Below are 17,053 nucleotides of genomic sequence, written 5' to 3' on the forward strand. Positions count from 1 at the left end.
ATGATATCTAGAAACATTCCTATAAAATTCACAGCGTTAATTATAGTTAGTCTGCTCCTACTAAGCTGCAATTCAGCAACTAATCAAAAAGGTGGTCAAAGAAGCAGAACTAACATCAACGAAAACTGGTTGTATTTGGAGAATAATACTACAAATTTAAGCGCTGCTTTAGAAAAGGATTACTGGGTTGATATAAGTTTACCACATACCTGGAATGCACTTGATGCAACCGACACAGAAGCCGGTTATAGACGAAGCGCGAGCTGGTATAAAAAGGACTTAAACATCCCCTCTATTAACACTGATCAACTATATCAGTTGTACTTTGAAGGTGTAAATATTACTAGTGAAATTTATGTAAATGGAAAAAAGGTTGGAGGTCATACTGGCGGATATATAGGTTTTAGTATCGATATTACCAACCAAGTAAAAAATGGTGATAATGAAATATTAGTTCGCGTTGATAATGGTTATAACCCAGAAGTAATCCCATCACAAAAAAGTGACTTCTTCATTTTTGGAGGAATCACAAGAGATGTGTGGCTCTTAACCATACCTAAAACAAATTTAAACAATCTAAAAATCACTACTCCAACGGTATCTGAAGATAGCGCATCGCTGAAGGCGACTGTTGCAATAACAAATTCTACCAATGATAACAACAGTCTTGAAGTAAAAGCAGTACTTTCTGATAATAAAGGTAATGTAGTATCACAAAATAGTTTTACAGTATCCAATGGAATAGCAGAAATTGACTTTCCTAATATAAAGAACCCTAAACTCTGGGATACAAAAACTCCAAACCTTTACACCCTATCGGTATCACTACAAAATAAGGAAACAGTTATTGACGAAATTTCTGATCGTGTAGGTTTTAGATGGTTTGAGTTTAAAGATTATGGTGCTTTTTATTTAAACGGTAAACGTTTATTATTAAGAGGAACTCACAGACACGAAGAGCATGCTGGTGTTGGAGCAGCAATGAGCAACAGTCAACACCGTAAGGATATAGAACTTATCAAGGAAATGGGAGCAAATTTTGTGCGATTAGCTCATTATCCTCAGGATCCTGAAATTTATAAGGCTTGTGATGAACTTGGGCTATTGGTTTGGGATGAGTTACCGTGGTGTCGCGGGGGCATTGGCAATGAAACTTGGAAGACTAATACCAAAACGATGTTAAAAGAGATTATAACCCAAAATTATAATCATCCTAGTATTATTCTATGGTCTTTGGGTAATGAAATTTATTGGTTGCCTGATTTTGAAAACGGAGATGATCGAGAAAAAATAAATACCTATTTGCGGGAATTAAATTCAATTGCTCACCAATTAGACCCGACTCGAAAAACGGCAATAAGAAAATATTATGAAGGTGCTGATATTGTTGATGTCTTTTCTCCTTCTATTTGGTCAGGCTGGTATTCAGGTAGTTATAAAAGTTATCAGAAAGCAATCGATTTATACAAAAAGCAATACCCTCATTTTATACATACTGAATATGGTGGTTCTAGCCATGTAGGGCGCCATACCGAAAACCCTATAACAGGTGAAGGACTTATAAAAGCAGATGGTTGGGAAGAAGCTATCGTACAAACCAAAGTTGCCAACATTGCTCAAATTGGTGATTGGAGTGAAAATTACATTGTAGATTTATTTGATTGGCATTTAAGAATAACAGAAAATGATTCGTCCTTTGTTGGTAATGCGCAATGGGCATTTAAAGACTTTGGTACTCCACTTCGACCAGAAAACGATATACCGTATGTAAATCAAAAAGGATTGGTTGATCGTAATGGCGACCCCAAAGATGCTTTTTATGTTTTTAAGAGTTATTGGAGCGAAGAGCCTTTTGCATATATAGAATCTCATACGTGGACAGAACGACAAGGACCAAAAGAACTAGCCCGAGATATTAGTGTTTATAGTAACTGCCCAGATGTTGAATTAGCCTTAAACGGAAAAAGTATCGGTACCAAACAACGAGATACTAAAAAATTTCCCGCGGCAGGTTTAAACTGGACACTTAACTTTAAAGAAGGTAAAAATACCTTAATTGCCATTGGTACTGATCGCAATGGTAAAAAGGTAAATGACACATTAGAAATTAACTACCGTTTTATTAAAAATGATAAAGCTAGGGAACTCATCCTTTCATCTTCAAAATTAAGTAACGGAAATATTCTTGTTACCGCCACAGCTATTGACGGTAATGGGCTACGTTGCTTGGATTATGAAAACAAAGTTTATTTTCAATGTTTGACCGGCGGGAAAACCTTGAGAAGTCAAGGTACTCCAACTGGCAGTGAAGTAATCGCTATGGCTAATGGAAAAGCAGCAATTGAAATCATACCCGAACAAGATGCTAAAGAAATCGAAGTAACTGTATTAAATCAAAGTTTTAAAGGAACGTTTTTAACAATAAAACTTGATGACTAATTTCAAAATAAATAATGTCTCCAAAAACCAATATTTCTTTGTAATTACTATTGCCTTTTTTCTTTTAAATCAATGTAAAGATTCTAACAAGAAAACACATTTCAATCTTATAAAAATTGAAAAAGAACGTGTATTAGCACTTGCCAAAAAGTATACTAATTTGCAACCAATTACTGTCACAGACAGTATTTGTGAACGAAGTGCCGGGGGCATACATGACTTTTACTCAGAGGGTGATTACTGGTGGCCTGATCCTGAAAATCCTAAGGCTCCGTACATAAGGAAAGATGGAGTAACCAACCCTAATAATTTTACTGCACACCGTGAAGCGATGATTCGATTCAGTCAAATTTCGGGTGCGCTGGCTTCTGCTTATATTATAACGAAAAATGAAGAGTATGTTAGACTATTACTCCCTCATTTAAAAGCGTGGTTTATAGATGAAGCAACATATATGAATCCGAACCTACTCTATGGACAGGCAATTTCAGGGAGAGTTACTGGCAGAGGAATAGGCATTATAGATACGATCCATTTAATGGAAGTGGCTAAAGCAATTATGGCAATAGAAAATTCTAGTGTTGTTGCCGAAAATGACCTTGTAAAAATGAAGGAATGGTTTGCGACTTATTTAAAATGGATTACAACTCATGAATATGGGATCAAAGAGCGAGATAACGGAAATAATCACAGTGTATGCTGGGCACTTCAGGCTGCCGTTTTTGCTGATCTAACTGACAATGAAGATGTGCTAAATAACTGTAGAACCATGTATAAAGAAGTACTCTTACCCCAACAAATGGCCTCTAATGGTTCATTTCCGAAAGAACTAGAAAGAACAAAACCTTATGGTTATTCTTTGTTTGTTTTAGATGCAATGACGGCAATTTGCCAAGTTGCCTCAACCCAATCTGATAATCTTTTTGAATTCACTACATCTGATAAGAAAAACATAAGCCTGGGAGTATCATTTCTATATCCCTTTATAAGCGATAAAAGTAAATGGCCTTATCAAAAAGATGTTATGTATTGGAATGAATGGCCAGTTAGACATCCTTCACTACTATTTACTGGCTTGTACTTTGACAATAATTCATATTTATCTCAATGGGAGTCACTTCCTTCTAATTTTGATAATAAAGAGGTTATCAGAAATATGCCTATTCGTTTTCCACTACTATGGGTTAACTAAAAGGTGAACATTCATATTATCAATGTGTTAAATTGGAATTAAACTATAATTCTTGTTCAATTAAATTTATATTTTAACATATAATGTTTAGAACTATTAAATATTTAATTGCGGCCATTACCATCGGAATGATTCTTAATTGTAAGGAGGTAAGTCCTTCTAATTCAATTTCAATGGGGCCTGCCAATGAAACTTCAGAAAAAATCAATACACCCGCTGGAATGGTGTGGATACCTGGTGCCGTATATGAGCGCGGAGCATCAACTACTGACAAAACAGCGCGACCTGACGAGAAACCCCGTCATAAAGTAGCGGTTGATGGTTTTTTTATGGATATCACAGAAGTAACTAATAAACAGTTCAAAAAATTTGTTGAAGCAACAGATTATGTAACCGTAGCTGAAAGAAAAATCGATTGGGAGGAAATAAAGAAACAGTTGCCAGTTGGGATAGAAAAGCCTCATGATTCTTTATTACAACCCGGTTCACTTTCTTTTAAATGCAATGCAAAAGAAATTTCTGATCTCACCAATTATTCGCAATGGTGGCAATGGCAGTTAGGTGTTAATTGGAAACATCCGTATGGTAAAGGCAGTTCAATTAAAGAGATGGATAACTATCCCGTAGTACATATTGCTTATGAAGATGCTTTAGCTTATTGTAAATGGGCCAATAGAAGACTCCCTACTGAAGCTGAGTGGGAACTTGCGGCGAGAGCAGGACAAGATAATTTGGTGTATACATGGGGCAATGATCCTAAACTTTTAAATACAATGGCCAATACGTGGCAAGGTATTTTTCCAACATTAAATACTAAAAGAGATGGATATGAAAAAGTTGCTCCTGTAAAATCTTTCAAACCAAATGCATACGGAATATATGATATGACGGGTAACGTTTGGGAGTTTACTCAAGATTGGTACGACTATAATTATTATACGAAATTGGCTCAAGAAATAGAGGTAAAAAACAACCCTCGAGGACCAAATAAATCATATAATCCAGTGAATCCTTATGCAGAAGAAAAAACGATACGGGGTGGATCGTTCTTATGTCATGACACATATTGCTCAAGCTATAGAGTTTCCGCTCGAATGGCGACGAGCATTGATACTGGAGCGGAACATTTAGGTTTTAGGACAGTCGCCACTCCAGATATGATTGGTAACTCAAAATAAAGAATAAACCTATTTCGTTTTATATAGTCTAACTAGTATTAAAAACGCTACTTATGGATACTACCGTTTTATGGTCTCTTCGCCTAGGATACTCCTCAAGACAATCAAAGCAAATAAAAAAGCTTGGTATTAATGCCTTTTTAAAAAAATCCTTTCGGACGAAAATCGATAGGCAAGAGCCATCGTTTTTAGATGATTTTCCTGAAACTTTAAAGGAAATACGTGAACTTCGAAAAGCATATAGAAACGCATCAGCTGACAAAAAAAAAGAGTTTCGGCAAAAATATCAAAATAGCATACCATTGAAAATTTGGTGGGTTGACAAAATGCGCAACAGCCCCTACCCACTCCGGGAAAAAATGGTTTGTTTTTGGCACAATCATTTTGTTGTAACTAGCAAAAAAGTAAAAAATACACGTTGGATATACCAGCACCATATGACGCTGCAAGAAAATGCTTTTGGTAATTATAAAGAGCTTACTAAAAAAATGGTCAAAAGCAATGCGATGGTACAATACCTTGATAATACCGATAACAAAAAAGGCAGAATTAACGAAAACCTAAGTCGAGAATTATTGGAGTTATTCACCTTAGGAATAGGTAATTATAGCGAAAACGATATTAAAAATGGAGCTAAAGCCCTAGCAGGATTAGGTCTAGGCGATGCATCCGCCAAATACAGAAAAAAACAGGAATCAAACGAAGTGATTAGTTATTTAGGTAGAACAGGAAACTTCAAGGCTGATGATATTGTAGACATAATTTTTGAACAAAAAAATACTCCTTACTTAATTACAAAAAAGATTTTAAAATGGTTTATTTATGATAATCCAGATGATGAGCTCATACGATACTACGGGGACTATCTAAGAGAACAGAATTATGAACTAAAACCTTTTCTAACAAAGATCTTTACCGAGGAGTATGAAAAAAATACTGCAGGTAGTAAGATTAAAGACCCATTAATTTATGCGTTGCAACTAGTGCATGAACTCTCATTGGATAAATTAGAATCAAAGGCGATTGTTAGTTTTTTAAAACAACAGAGTATGGACCTTTATGATCAGCCCAATGTCAAAGGTTGGGATGGAGGAAATTCATGGCTGACATCACAGACTTATTTACAACGTCACAGGGTTGCAGACTTGTTCTGTAGAGGATTCAATATTAACAAAAGAGGAATTGTCGTTGCCAGAAAAAAAATGAAACAGACTACTTATGAACCCACAATAGCGATTGATAAAAATCTTAAGACCAATAAGGATGTGATAAAAATGTTTAGCGAAAGGTTAGTATTTCAAACAAATGACTCTACTATGGATGATATGCAAGCTTTATTAAAATACGATTTTGATCCAAAAAGTAAAGGAGCTAAAAATGCCATACTTCGTTTATTTAATTACATAATCAAAATGCCAGAATTTCAGTTAGTTTAATAAAAATCTCCTATTATGAAAAGAAGAACTTTCTTATCGATTACAGGAACATTTACGGGTGGTGCACTTGTCTTGCCTGAATTTTTATATGCTTTCGCAAGACAAAAACAAAAAGCATCAGAAAATCACTGTTTGGTATTTGTACAATTGAATGGAGGTAACGATGGTTTAAATACGTATATACCATTTTCTGATCCTATCTATTATGACCTTAGGCCCAAAATTGGAATTAAACAAGATCAAGTAATTGCTAAGAATCAGGGTATGGGTCTACATCCTGACTTGAAGGGACTAGGAGATATTCAACAAAATGGCGACTTGACAATAATTCAAAATGTAGGATACCCAAATCCCAATAGGTCACATTTTAGGAGTCAAGAAATCTGGCAAACAGCATCTGAAGCGGACCAATACTTAACTAATGGTTGGTTAGGACGCTTTCTTGATTTACAATGTAAAGATCATACTCCTACCGCGGGAATTAACATTGATGCAATAGATAATTTGGCATTTAAGGGAGAAGTACCTAATACAATTACAGTTAAAAATCCAAATAGTTTTAAAGTCCGTGGGAACACAGCTAAAGAATCTAAATTAGATGATAACCCACAACTAGATTTTGTAATGAAAATTGCACAATCTGTAACAGAAGGTTCTGAAAGTATTCAGGAAGCTTTAGGTAGATCAAAAGAAGAGCTCACCTATCCTAAATCCAAACTGGCGAATCATTTAAAATGGATTGGCAGATTAATAAAAGGTAACCTCAACTCAAAAGTTTATTATACATCGTTAGGAGGCTTTGATACCCATGATAATCAAATACCATTGCATAAACGACGTCTTACCGAATTAGACAGTGCGATTAGTAGTTTTTACAAAGACATGAAACAGGCTAATTTGATGCAAGACACAACAATTGTGGTCTTTTCTGAATTTGGTAGACGAGTCAAAGATAATGGTAGCGGAACTGATCATGGTACTGCTGCCCCAATGTTTATTATAAGTGGTAATTCTAACGGACAGATTATTGGTAAAAATCCAGATCTACAAAATTTAAGTAATGGAGATTTAGTATATGATATTGACTTTAGAAGTGTATACGCAAGATTATTAAAAAACCGTATGAATTTTGACCCCAAATTAATTGGTATTAACAATAAGTCGCTTGAAAGCTTATTTTAAAAGCTCACTTTAATCATAAATATCTTTTGTAGAAAAATTATTTTGACTTTTATTCAAACGCACACTTTCTAAAGAATCGATATTAAGTGATTTTGATGGTACAAAATTATCACTTTCCATATAGTTTAATAGACTGTGTCTTAATTGCCTAGCCACGGGCCTATTCTTTAAGTCTGACAATAAGTCAATAGAAGAAAAAACAAGTTTGCCCTCGCCTACTTTAGCTTCAAATAAATTTGATAAACTTCGATTTGTTACAAAATTATCTATTACTCGCACGATAGGATCTACATTCAATGAATCAATACTAACGGATTTTGAATTGATACAAAGATTCCACCACTGCCAGTCGGTATGGGTACTAGTTGGAAATTTTGCTAAGGCTGGGTGTTTGTCATCCATCAATAAACCCATAGTAGAAGGTTGGTTAGGAAAATGTACCGGACTCCAAAACACAGGCACAAAACGACCTTCTATTCCTTCAAGAGATATTGGTTTGGGATTCAGCAAAACCTTCCGCCCTTGCCCTAGTGCAACGGTCGCTTCGTCTATGGAGGCAGTAACCAAAACCTCTTTAGAACTTATAGACACCTCTTCTGGATATACCCAAATGGACCAACTATTTTCATAAGCAGAGTCTTTTAAAGAAACCGTTACTATCCAGTGTTGAGCATTATCGGTCTGAATAGGAATGTCGATTATACCTAAATCTTGATTATTGCCTATTGTTAAATTGACATTACTTAATGTTCCTTTTTTAATCGTATTCCCTACAGCATCCTTAATTGTCCAATCTAGAGTTTGGGCTTGCATTTCTTTAAAAAAATTCGCTACCTCAACTGATGCGCTAAATCGTTCTCCTGACTCGTATACTGCTTTTTCGAAACGAATAAGTGGTACAACCTCACTATTGAACTTTCGAAACTCCTCTGCAGAAATTATCCCTTTAGACTCCCAAAAGGCATTCAGAAGACCCACTAATGCTGTGCCTTGACCGGGAAAATCCTGCAATTGTAATAATTGAAAGCCATCAAAACTGGGAGTTTTTAAAGCACGTTCTATTTCTTCTTTATACAATAAGGCCGCTAATTTTCCAGATGCGTTTGTAAAATCATTGGCAAAATTTAGCAGTCCCTTATTTTTCAGATCGTCACGTATTGCAATAAAATTCAAAGGTTGTAAAACGCCAGTATATTTCGAAATTTCGGACATATCGGGATACACTGCATACTGTCCTATTTCATGAGAAATTAGTGGGATTTCAACATGCCCGCTATTCTTTGAATAATCTGTATTAAAATGGGGGGCTTTGTTATTGAAAATACCTTGACCACGTATCCAACCTTTATCAGTCCATTGTGCTATAAAATATTCGTCCTCGGGTTCTGGACGCTGGCCAGCCGGCTTTTGGAACGAAAACGCAGTTGTTGCATATAAATGGCGATTATCTTTTTCTTTTAACTCAGCCGTTATTTGGTTCAATAGTGTAATATCCCCTTGCAACTCATTACCCAATGCCATCAGGATAAAAGATGGATGGTTACCATAATCCCTTAATAATTTATCCGCTTCTCTTCTTAAAAATTCCGTGGTTTTTTTATCCTCTCCCACGCGAAGGCTCCAATGGGCAAGTTCTACCTGAAAATAAAAACCTGCCTCATCGGCTGCTTCAAAGGCAGCTCTTGGGGGGCACCAGGAGTGAAAGCGTAAATGGTTCAACCCATAAGCTTTTGCCTGATGTATTAGTTTTGCCCAACCTTCTTTTTCCATAGGCGGATGACCGGTTAGTGGAAAAATAGAACATTCCAGATTTCCTCTTAAAAAAATGCGTTTACCATTTAAGGTAAGGTCTCCATTTTGTTGAGCAATTTCTTTATAACCAAAAGAGGTCTTTAAAGTATCTATACCTGAAATAATCCTTACCTCGTAAATATTGGGATTGAACTCATCCCAATATTTCAATTCCTGAGGGCGTTCGATTTGAAAGCTGATTACGTTTGCTTCCTTTTCTATATTTCCAATAGGTTCGGCATACAATTTTTCTCCCTTAGCATCCACTAGCTCAAAAACCATCTCGGTTTCACTAATCTTTTCTTGCTCATAGGTAATTTGTAGTGCATTATTCTTCAAGTCTGGATATACCTGAAGATTAAAGGGAGCATTTTTTCCATCAGCTTCTAACGTAATGTCTCCCAAGATACCATTCCATTTTATCTGAGTATGATTGGTGTAACCATGAGCCATATCTTGATTGATTGGATCGGGGTACTTGTTTCCAGGCACATTAATCAACGGATATTTGTTACTATTATCTATACGGATGGTTAGCAGATGTTTGCCGGGCGAGAGTGCCTCGGTTAGATCGTATTCGTGGCTTCCAATCAGGCTTTCAGCTTTTCCTATTTCTTTTCCGTCCACAAAAACAGTGGACTCCCATATAACCCGCTCTATTGTTAGGCCAATTTTCTTGCCCTTCCAATTGCTTGGTATTTCTATTTCTTTTTGATACCACGCCTTCCCTATATATTGGTATTTACGCGTTAAATTAGATAGCACATAATTGTTTAGTTCGGGTTTTAGAGTATTTGGTTTCCCTATTTCGGCATCATCCAACGTGCCAGGTAAATTGATAGGCAAACCTTGAAAACTATCATTGGCCCAATTTTCAGTTTCTCCTATACTCAATGAATCTAATTTCACTTGCCATTCACCTTCCAATGAAATGGTGTTTTCTTGTTTAGGACCACATCCAGAGCTGAGTAAAATCAGTACAATAAAAAAAAGGATGAGGTGCCAAGATTCTATTGTCTTTTTGGAATGATTTAGTGCTCTATTTTGACTCATTTGGTTCAAGTATGTTATTAAGTAGCCTCTGCATTTTATTTACCATGTCAGGATGTTCTGAAGCAATATTTTTACTTTCCGAAGGATCTGTTTTCAAATTAAAAAGTTGAGGCTCGATGCTGAAGCCTGGGTCAACAAATTTTCTTGTGATCCATGGAGGAATTTTATTGCTCTTTTTAGGCATTATATATTTGAAATCATTCATTCGTAGTCCAAACGCATAGGCTTCTTCTAACAATATTTCTCTACCCTTTGTCTTTTTACCCAACCAGGCCTTCAGATGTTCCTCGCTATCAACTGCATCCTCTTTTTTAAGTTTCTGACCTACTAACTTGGCTAAAGACGCATATAAATCCACTTGAGAGAGCAGTGCGTGACTGGTACCCGGACGTATCGCTTTTGGCCAAGAAATAATTGTTGGCATCCGTGTTCCAGCCTCGTAAATAGAATACTTGGAACCTCGATACACTCCTCCAGGTTTATGTTCTCCAACAAGTTCACGTGCATAGTCCAAATAACCATCATCCAGTATGGGGCCATTATCACTGGTAAAGATGATCATGGTGTTATTCACAAGGTTCAACTTTTCCAACTTCTCTATTATTTGTCCAACGCACCAGTCCATTTGCGCGATGACATCGCCTCGCGGTCCCATAATGCTAGCTTCCACAAATTTGATATTTGCAATTCTAGGCTGATGAATATCATGTAGCGAGAAAAAGAGGAAAAAAGGATTCTTTTTGTTGATATCAACAAAGCTATTGGCCTTTTTTGTAAGTACAAAAGGAATTTCCTCATCGATCCAAAGTGCGCTTTTACCGCCTTTCATGTAACCTATACGGCTTATACCATTTGTAATACTTCCTAGATGTTGGCCATCGGTGTGTTGTTTTAATAATTCAGGATGTTCTGTACCGATAGGATAACCGTCTAAACGTGTTGTGTAGCTTACCGCTATAGAGTCATTTAAATCTAGCCCTACAACCTTTTGATTTTCCAAGTATACGGTTGGTACACGATCTCCTGTAGCTGGAATCAAAAAACTATAATCAAAACCTACTTCTTTTGGACCTGGGCTTACCGTGCCATTCCAATTAGCTTTACCATTTCCAAGTCCCAAATGCCATTTGCCAACAACCCCAGTAGTATAGCCCGCATCTTTTAGCATATCTGGCAAGGTTCGCATCTCTGTGTCTATAATAAGAGGGGCATCACCATTTATAATATGAGCTTTATTTCTAAAGGCATACTGACCAGTTAGCAGGGAATAACGTGATGGTGTGCATGTAGCCGCTGTGGCATGGGCATCGGTAAAATTGATGCCTTTGATTGCTAATTTATCAATATTTGGGGTTTTGACCCCAATAGCTCCGTTCACACCGATATCTCCATACCCTAAATCATCAACATAAATCAGTACGATATTGGGTTTTTCTTTTCCAATTTTGATTTCTTGTGCGAAAACTAAAAATGCGTTCAAAACGAAAAACGATAGTAGTAAATTTGTTACTGGAAACATTGATTTTTCATTTTAATAATTAGTAACTCCCGTGATATGCAAGAAATCCTTACAAGCGTCTTTCACAAATCTTTTGTGAGTGGTTAGTGCATTTACAAATTGTACAGTTTCAATAAAAGGCTCCTTATAATCAACATAAAGTAAATTATTGATGGTCATCAATACCAAATGGGAATCTTTGCTTTTACAATACGCTATAAGTTTCTTTTTGGCAATTACATCATTGTACTTTTGAAATAATATTGTCGCCATATTAATACTTACTGGCTCGTAGTCATCCTCCAAAAAATTTATAAGCTGAGTTTGATATTTGTCAAGTAGACCCTTTTCCTGCGACATTAATCCCATACTTGCCCAATACCGGACAATCTTATTTTTACTACTTAACAGTTCAATTTGTTTCTGGATTACACTTTCTCCTTTTTTACCTGATATTGACGCAGCTGAATAAATCTGTTTAAAGGGATATTCAGCTCCCATTCTATACTCATAAGGTGTGGTGTTTTTTGATATTTTCTCAATTTCATACTCTGGAAGAAAATGGATATCATGCGATTTTATAAGTTTTTCATCCAGTTGGGTGCGCATAGTCTTTAGAATTTTTCTAGTACCCTTACTATCAATTAGATTATTTGTTTCCCAAATATCTTCTTCAATATTAAAAAGGACCTCGGGAGAACGTGGAGAAAAGAGTTTCCGCTGTAAGGGATTAAGAAGATCATTTTGCAAATCATCTCTCATTTGTTGTGTAATCTCTGCTATTTCTACATAATTCAGATAGCGCATTTCTGGTACAAAAGGCATATAATTTCGAGAATACATGTAGGTGCCATCTGTAATACTTCGTACTAAATCATTACCATTATCTGCCCGATCAGATGAAAGTATTACATAATCTGTTGGTGTATTTCTTTTATTTCCCATTAAAATACGTCCGTTCATATAATCAGGTACTCTTCCACCGACTAAACTTACCATTGAAGGGGCAAGGTCTTCAAAGGTTATAAGTTCATCCGAAACTACACCCCCTGTCCCCCAAGGGGATAGATGTTTAAATTTTTCTGGAAACCATATGATAAATGGCACTCTATATCCTAGGTTTATCCCGTTTGTCTTACCCCTTGGAATACCCTCGCCATGATCAGCATAAAATATGATAATGGTATTTTGCCTTAAATTGTCCTTTTCTAATCTTTGAAGAAGTTTTCCTATGCGTAAATCTGTTAATTTTATAGAATTGTATACGCGGGCAAATTGTTTTCTCATTTGGGGAGAATCTCTATAAAAAGGAGGCATCGTAAACGCATCCTCAGCAATTTGATTTTCTTTGGGTAAGTGTTCTAAAACGTGCTTCAAATACCACTCATAACTATTAGTCATGGTCCTTGATTGATGCGACTCTGCAAAATTAAAAACAGCAAAAAAGGGTTCGCTCCCTTTACGCCCCCACCATCCAGCTCTATTTGAGCTTTCATGCCAAGTTTCTTGTGTAAATTCTTTGACATTGGCCACATTGTAATCTGTCTTGCGGTTATTAGTTACATAATATCCTTGTTTTTTCATGTAATAAGGAAAACCATGAATATAATCAGGTATAGGAAAAGCACTTCTGTGATGTCCCGTACCCATCTCGTAGGTGCGAGCACCAGTAATAATTGCACTTCTACTGGGAGAACATACCGTTCCTGTCGAAAAAGCATTAGTAAAGCGCACACCCTCTTTTGAAAGTTGATCAATGACTGGAGTACGCGCTTCGGTATTACCATAAGCACCTATGAATTGTGGAGAAGTATCCTCTATAGTTATCCATAATATATTAGGTCGTTCCTGTCCTAAAACACTATTTGTAACTATAAAAAAAAGCGCTATTATTAACTTGTAATTGCAGTCCATGCTTAAATGCTTAAATAATTATTTTCCCATTGCTGAGCCATTTTAAAATGGAGATGTGCAGATAAATGATATAAATCTTTATCGAGTACATTTTTAAAAGCTGTAATTGCTTTGTCAAAGTTTTCCATTCCTAATTCGCCCAATCCTATTAAATACTGACAATGAATATGATTTCTAACATTTAAATCTTCTTCCCATATCAACAAGTCTGGCAATGAAATGGCGAAATAATCTAATTTAACTTCATCATTAAGGTGCTTTTTACCATAATCAATTAGGTTTTTAAAACGAACTTTTGCCTCTTCATTTCTACCTAGTTTTATTAAGGCCAAACCTTGATAAAAGATTTTGTCCGGCTGCTGATCGTTATAGAACATTGCCGGACTTGGATCGCTTAATCCTTCCGATGCCTTTTTCCAATATTCCTCAGCTTTCTCAGTATTCTCCAATTTTTCATATGTACAGCCCAACCAATAAAAAATATCGTTTTCCTGTGCTCCAAAAAGTTTTCCCTCACCTAGATTATGAGGATAAATTTGAGCAGCTTCCAAATGTTTGATTGCACCATCAAAATCATTTGCCTGTAAATATTCTTTGGCTAGCTCAACATTTATAGTAATATGTTGAAAGGGCGCCTTACCCTCACCCCCTTCCCAAGGATGAAATTGTCTTTTTTTCAAAAGTTCCAAAGCTTTTTCATACTCACCCTTGAAACTTAATAGTGTAATACGTTCTGAGTAGAGATCGTCGCGCGATTCCCTTTGCGAAGGATTCGCCTCTAGCAATTTTAATCGTTTGTCTACCGAAACATTAACTTTTTTGTACAACTGATCAAGTTCCATCAAAAGTCTTGCATTATTTGAATCAAGCTCAAAAGCCTTTTCCAAATATTCTCTCGCTAATTCCTTTTTATTGGATTTGTTGTAGTAGAAGAGAGCGAGATTCCTATAACAGATGGCATTTATCCCATCATTCGCTAAAGAAGTTTCCCAACATTCTCGAGCATTATCATACTGTCTTGCAGCATACCAAAAATTACCTAGATAATAGGAAGCCTTGGAATCAGAAGGATTCATGCCAACGGCACTTTGTAATACAACAACTTCTTCTAACTTATTGGGGAAACAATAATCTGATGGCATTCGTTGTGCCTTCTGGTATTGGTTTTTAGCTTCCTCATTATTTTGGGCTTGTTCATGATACCAACCCAAAAAATAATGGGCCATAGGGTATACTTCTTTTTTACCTTCGGTATATACTTCCATCAAACTAATGGAGTCATTATAGAATCCAGCTTGTGCATAATCCAATGAAAACTCAATGTAGTTGTGTACGTTATCGCGAAGAAGTTTTTTAAAAGCAATTAACGATGCATCATTTTTATTGATGATATACTCTTCAAAAAGAACACCGAAGTTAAATTTATCTATTGCAAGGGAATCAGATATCCAATTCTGGGCTTCTTCTAAGCGTCCCATTTTGCGAAGGATCATCACCTTTAAGTGCCTCGCTTTATGGTTGTGCCAATTTTTGAGAAGTGCCTTATCCACTAGCTCCAGTGCTTTGTCTATATTTCCTTTTGCACAATCCAATTGCGCCAGATTAAAATAACCCGCATCCTGCCAGGCTGCATTCCAACAAGCTTTAAAAAAAGCAGCATAGGCTTTCTCGTTCTCACCCAAGAATCTATGTGCAAGGCCTTTATTAAAGTATGCCTCACCATCATAGGGATTGGGATTATGCTGGGTAAGGGTCTCGATTGCAGCTTCGAAATAGAAAAGTGCCTTTTTGAATTGCGCCTTTTTCAAATACCAAAGTCCCATGGCATTATTACAGCGCACATCTTTAGCCTCTCGGGAAAGTCCTTCCAAATAATATGCCGTCGGGTCATAGGTAGCATGTCTATATTGTTCCAAATGTAACCCGCGCATGTAAAGCTGCTCAACAGTTTCAATATCTTTTGGTTTTTTTGCTGCTTTAGCTGGTTCCGGAATTTCTTGATGATCATAATTTTCCAAAGACCATGAAACCAACATATTTCCGTCTCTGTCTTCCACTGTAACCGTAAGACCTTCCTGAGTTGCGTCACCAATAGAAATTACTTTTTCAAACCCTATTTGAGGACTCAAATCAATATTTTCTTCAAGGTAGATCTTATTCTTATCAGAAAATGTAACAAGACTTTCAGGATAATTTGATGTAACATATACTTTTATGGTTGCTTGATGTTGGTCAACCTCTAAATTCACTAAGGCTTCTTTCGTCGCATTTTTTACAACACCTACATTATAATAAGGCATAAAATACTGTTTGAAGCTCTTTTCCTCATAAGGATGCATCCAAGAAAAATCGGGCTGATTATCAGTATAAACACCGCACATTAACTCAATATAAGGGCCATCTTCGTCAGTAAGGTTCCTGTCCCATGCCTTACCAAAATCGCCGTTACCCCATGTCCATTGTTTTTTCCCTGGAGATACATTATGATCGGCTACATGCAATAATCCGCCTTTTGTATCATTTTCATAACCACCTACAAAATCGTATTTAGAAGTTATGGCCATGTATGATGTTGGTACTGGAATATTCTTATATCTTGAGATATCGGTACCTGGTGAATAATCTACCTTGTAGTATTCTCCTTTTGCAATAGGAAATTCAGAAACATCACGTTTTCCATGATCAAAAACAGCATTTACATCAGGAGGAAAAACAGATTGATAATGATCATTTACGGCAACAGCTGGATTAGCCCACCACAGAAAAGTCTGTGGATGTGGAGTACGATTATATAACTGCGCCTTGATTTCTAAATATGCTTTATCAGGGTATAAGGTAAAACCTGCCATACCCTTTGTGCGGAACATACGCTCCAACTCGCTAACCCAGATGGTCTTGCTGCCATCAGAATTTTCTTCGATATACGAATCTACAGCATTGTAAGTGCTTGGTCTATGATGTTGTGGCCAATTAAATTCAATTCCTCCAGAAATCCATGGCCCTGTAAGTCCTACTAAAGCAGGCTTAATCACCTGATTATAATACACGAAGTGCCGCTCACGGATTTTATCATAGGCCATTTGAATACGCCCTCCCAATGCAGGAAGTACCATTATTTTAATATAATCGTTCTCGATAAATATTGCATCCCATTCCTTATCTATCTTCTCGTCACTAATGTGCTCGACTACGGGATGCGGATAGACTGAGCCACTACTGGCTTGATAAACCCTTTTTTCCAAGAAAACCGGATATTTTTCCGCTTCCCCTATTTCGTAGGTCGGGATGGTTACTTTCTCTCTCCAAGCTTTTACTGCACTCATAGGTTGTTTACTTATTCTATTTGACGTAATAAGGTCAAATCACTTCG

9 protein-coding genes are annotated in these 17,053 nt (G+C 36.5%); 5 read left to right on the top strand and 4 right to left on the bottom strand.

Annotated elements, in window-relative coordinates:
- From GWK10_RS11565 to GWK10_RS11585, 5 genes are all read left to right on the top strand, one after another.
- On the top strand, positions 1–2,439 hold the full coding sequence (locus tag GWK10_RS11565) for a glycoside hydrolase family 2 protein (RefSeq protein ID WP_164032523.1): 2,439 nt from the start codon (positions 1–3) through the stop codon (positions 2,437–2,439).
- A complete protein-coding gene (locus GWK10_RS11570) occupies positions 2,432–3,631 on the top strand; it encodes an alginate lyase family protein (RefSeq protein WP_164032524.1) in 1,200 nt (399 codons plus the stop codon). Before GWK10_RS11565 ends, GWK10_RS11570 begins: the two co-directional genes overlap by 8 nt.
- A gap of 83 nt (positions 3,632–3,714) precedes the next feature.
- Positions 3,715–4,809: a formylglycine-generating enzyme family protein gene (locus GWK10_RS11575; RefSeq protein ID WP_164032525.1), complete on the top strand. Its 1,095-nt coding sequence runs from the start codon at positions 3,715–3,717 to the stop codon at positions 4,807–4,809.
- A 53-nt stretch (positions 4,810–4,862) separates the two neighbouring features.
- The gene (locus tag GWK10_RS11580) at positions 4,863–6,245 is read left to right on the top strand and encodes a DUF1800 domain-containing protein (RefSeq protein ID WP_164032526.1); all 1,383 of its coding nucleotides are present in this window, start codon (positions 4,863–4,865) and stop codon (positions 6,243–6,245) included.
- 15 nt (positions 6,246–6,260) lie between these two features.
- Positions 6,261–7,427 (top strand): DUF1501 domain-containing protein, encoded by a 1,167-nt coding sequence (locus tag GWK10_RS11585; protein WP_164032527.1) that lies wholly within the window; start codon positions 6,261–6,263, stop codon positions 7,425–7,427.
- Positions 7,428–7,436: 9 nt separating this feature from the next.
- Here GWK10_RS11585 and GWK10_RS11590 read toward each other — a convergent pair whose 3' ends face one another.
- Genes GWK10_RS11590 through GWK10_RS11605 form a run of 4 tightly spaced genes read right to left on the bottom strand, consistent with a single transcriptional unit; the run spans position 7,437 to position 17,006 of the window.
- On the bottom strand, positions 7,437–10,271 hold the full coding sequence (locus tag GWK10_RS11590; RefSeq protein ID WP_164032528.1) for a sugar-binding domain-containing protein: 2,835 nt from the start codon (positions 10,269–10,271) through the stop codon (positions 7,437–7,439).
- Entirely contained in the window at positions 10,258–11,790 is a 1,533-nt protein-coding gene (locus GWK10_RS11595; RefSeq protein WP_164032529.1) for a sulfatase family protein, read from the bottom strand. The genes GWK10_RS11590 and GWK10_RS11595 overlap by 14 nt, the downstream gene beginning before the upstream one ends.
- A gap of 12 nt (positions 11,791–11,802) precedes the next feature.
- The gene (locus tag GWK10_RS11600) at positions 11,803–13,683 is read right to left on the bottom strand and encodes a sulfatase family protein (RefSeq protein WP_164032530.1); all 1,881 of its coding nucleotides are present in this window, start codon (positions 13,681–13,683) and stop codon (positions 11,803–11,805) included.
- 2 nt (positions 13,684–13,685) lie between these two features.
- On the bottom strand, positions 13,686–17,006 hold the full coding sequence (locus GWK10_RS11605; RefSeq protein ID WP_164032531.1) for a DUF5107 domain-containing protein: 3,321 nt from the start codon (positions 17,004–17,006) through the stop codon (positions 13,686–13,688).
- Between the last annotated feature and the right edge of the window lie 47 nt (positions 17,007–17,053).

It is taken from the genome of Spongiivirga citrea (assembly GCF_010671565.1).
In the GTDB taxonomy this organism is placed as follows: Bacteria; Bacteroidota; Bacteroidia; order Flavobacteriales; family Flavobacteriaceae; genus Spongiivirga; species Spongiivirga citrea.

Excerpts from the sequence above, each read along its gene's own strand:
- GWK10_RS11565 (WP_164032523.1), top strand. The coding sequence starts at position 1 with ATGATATCTAGAAACATTCCTATAAAATTCACAGCGTTAATTATAGTT.
- GWK10_RS11570 (WP_164032524.1), top strand. The coding sequence starts at position 2,432 with ATGACTAATTTCAAAATAAATAATGTCTCCAAAAACCAATATTTCTTT.
- GWK10_RS11575 (WP_164032525.1), top strand. The coding sequence starts at position 3,715 with ATGTTTAGAACTATTAAATATTTAATTGCGGCCATTACCATCGGAATG.
- GWK10_RS11580 (WP_164032526.1), top strand. The coding sequence starts at position 4,863 with ATGGATACTACCGTTTTATGGTCTCTTCGCCTAGGATACTCCTCAAGA.
- GWK10_RS11585 (WP_164032527.1), top strand. The coding sequence starts at position 6,261 with ATGAAAAGAAGAACTTTCTTATCGATTACAGGAACATTTACGGGTGGT.
- GWK10_RS11590 (WP_164032528.1), bottom strand. The coding sequence starts at position 10,271 with ATGAGTCAAAATAGAGCACTAAATCATTCCAAAAAGACAATAGAATCT.
- GWK10_RS11595 (WP_164032529.1), bottom strand. The coding sequence starts at position 11,790 with ATGTTTCCAGTAACAAATTTACTACTATCGTTTTTCGTTTTGAACGCA.
- GWK10_RS11600 (WP_164032530.1), bottom strand. The coding sequence starts at position 13,683 with ATGGACTGCAATTACAAGTTAATAATAGCGCTTTTTTTTATAGTTACA.
- GWK10_RS11605 (WP_164032531.1), bottom strand. The coding sequence starts at position 17,006 with ATGAGTGCAGTAAAAGCTTGGAGAGAGAAAGTAACCATCCCGACCTAC.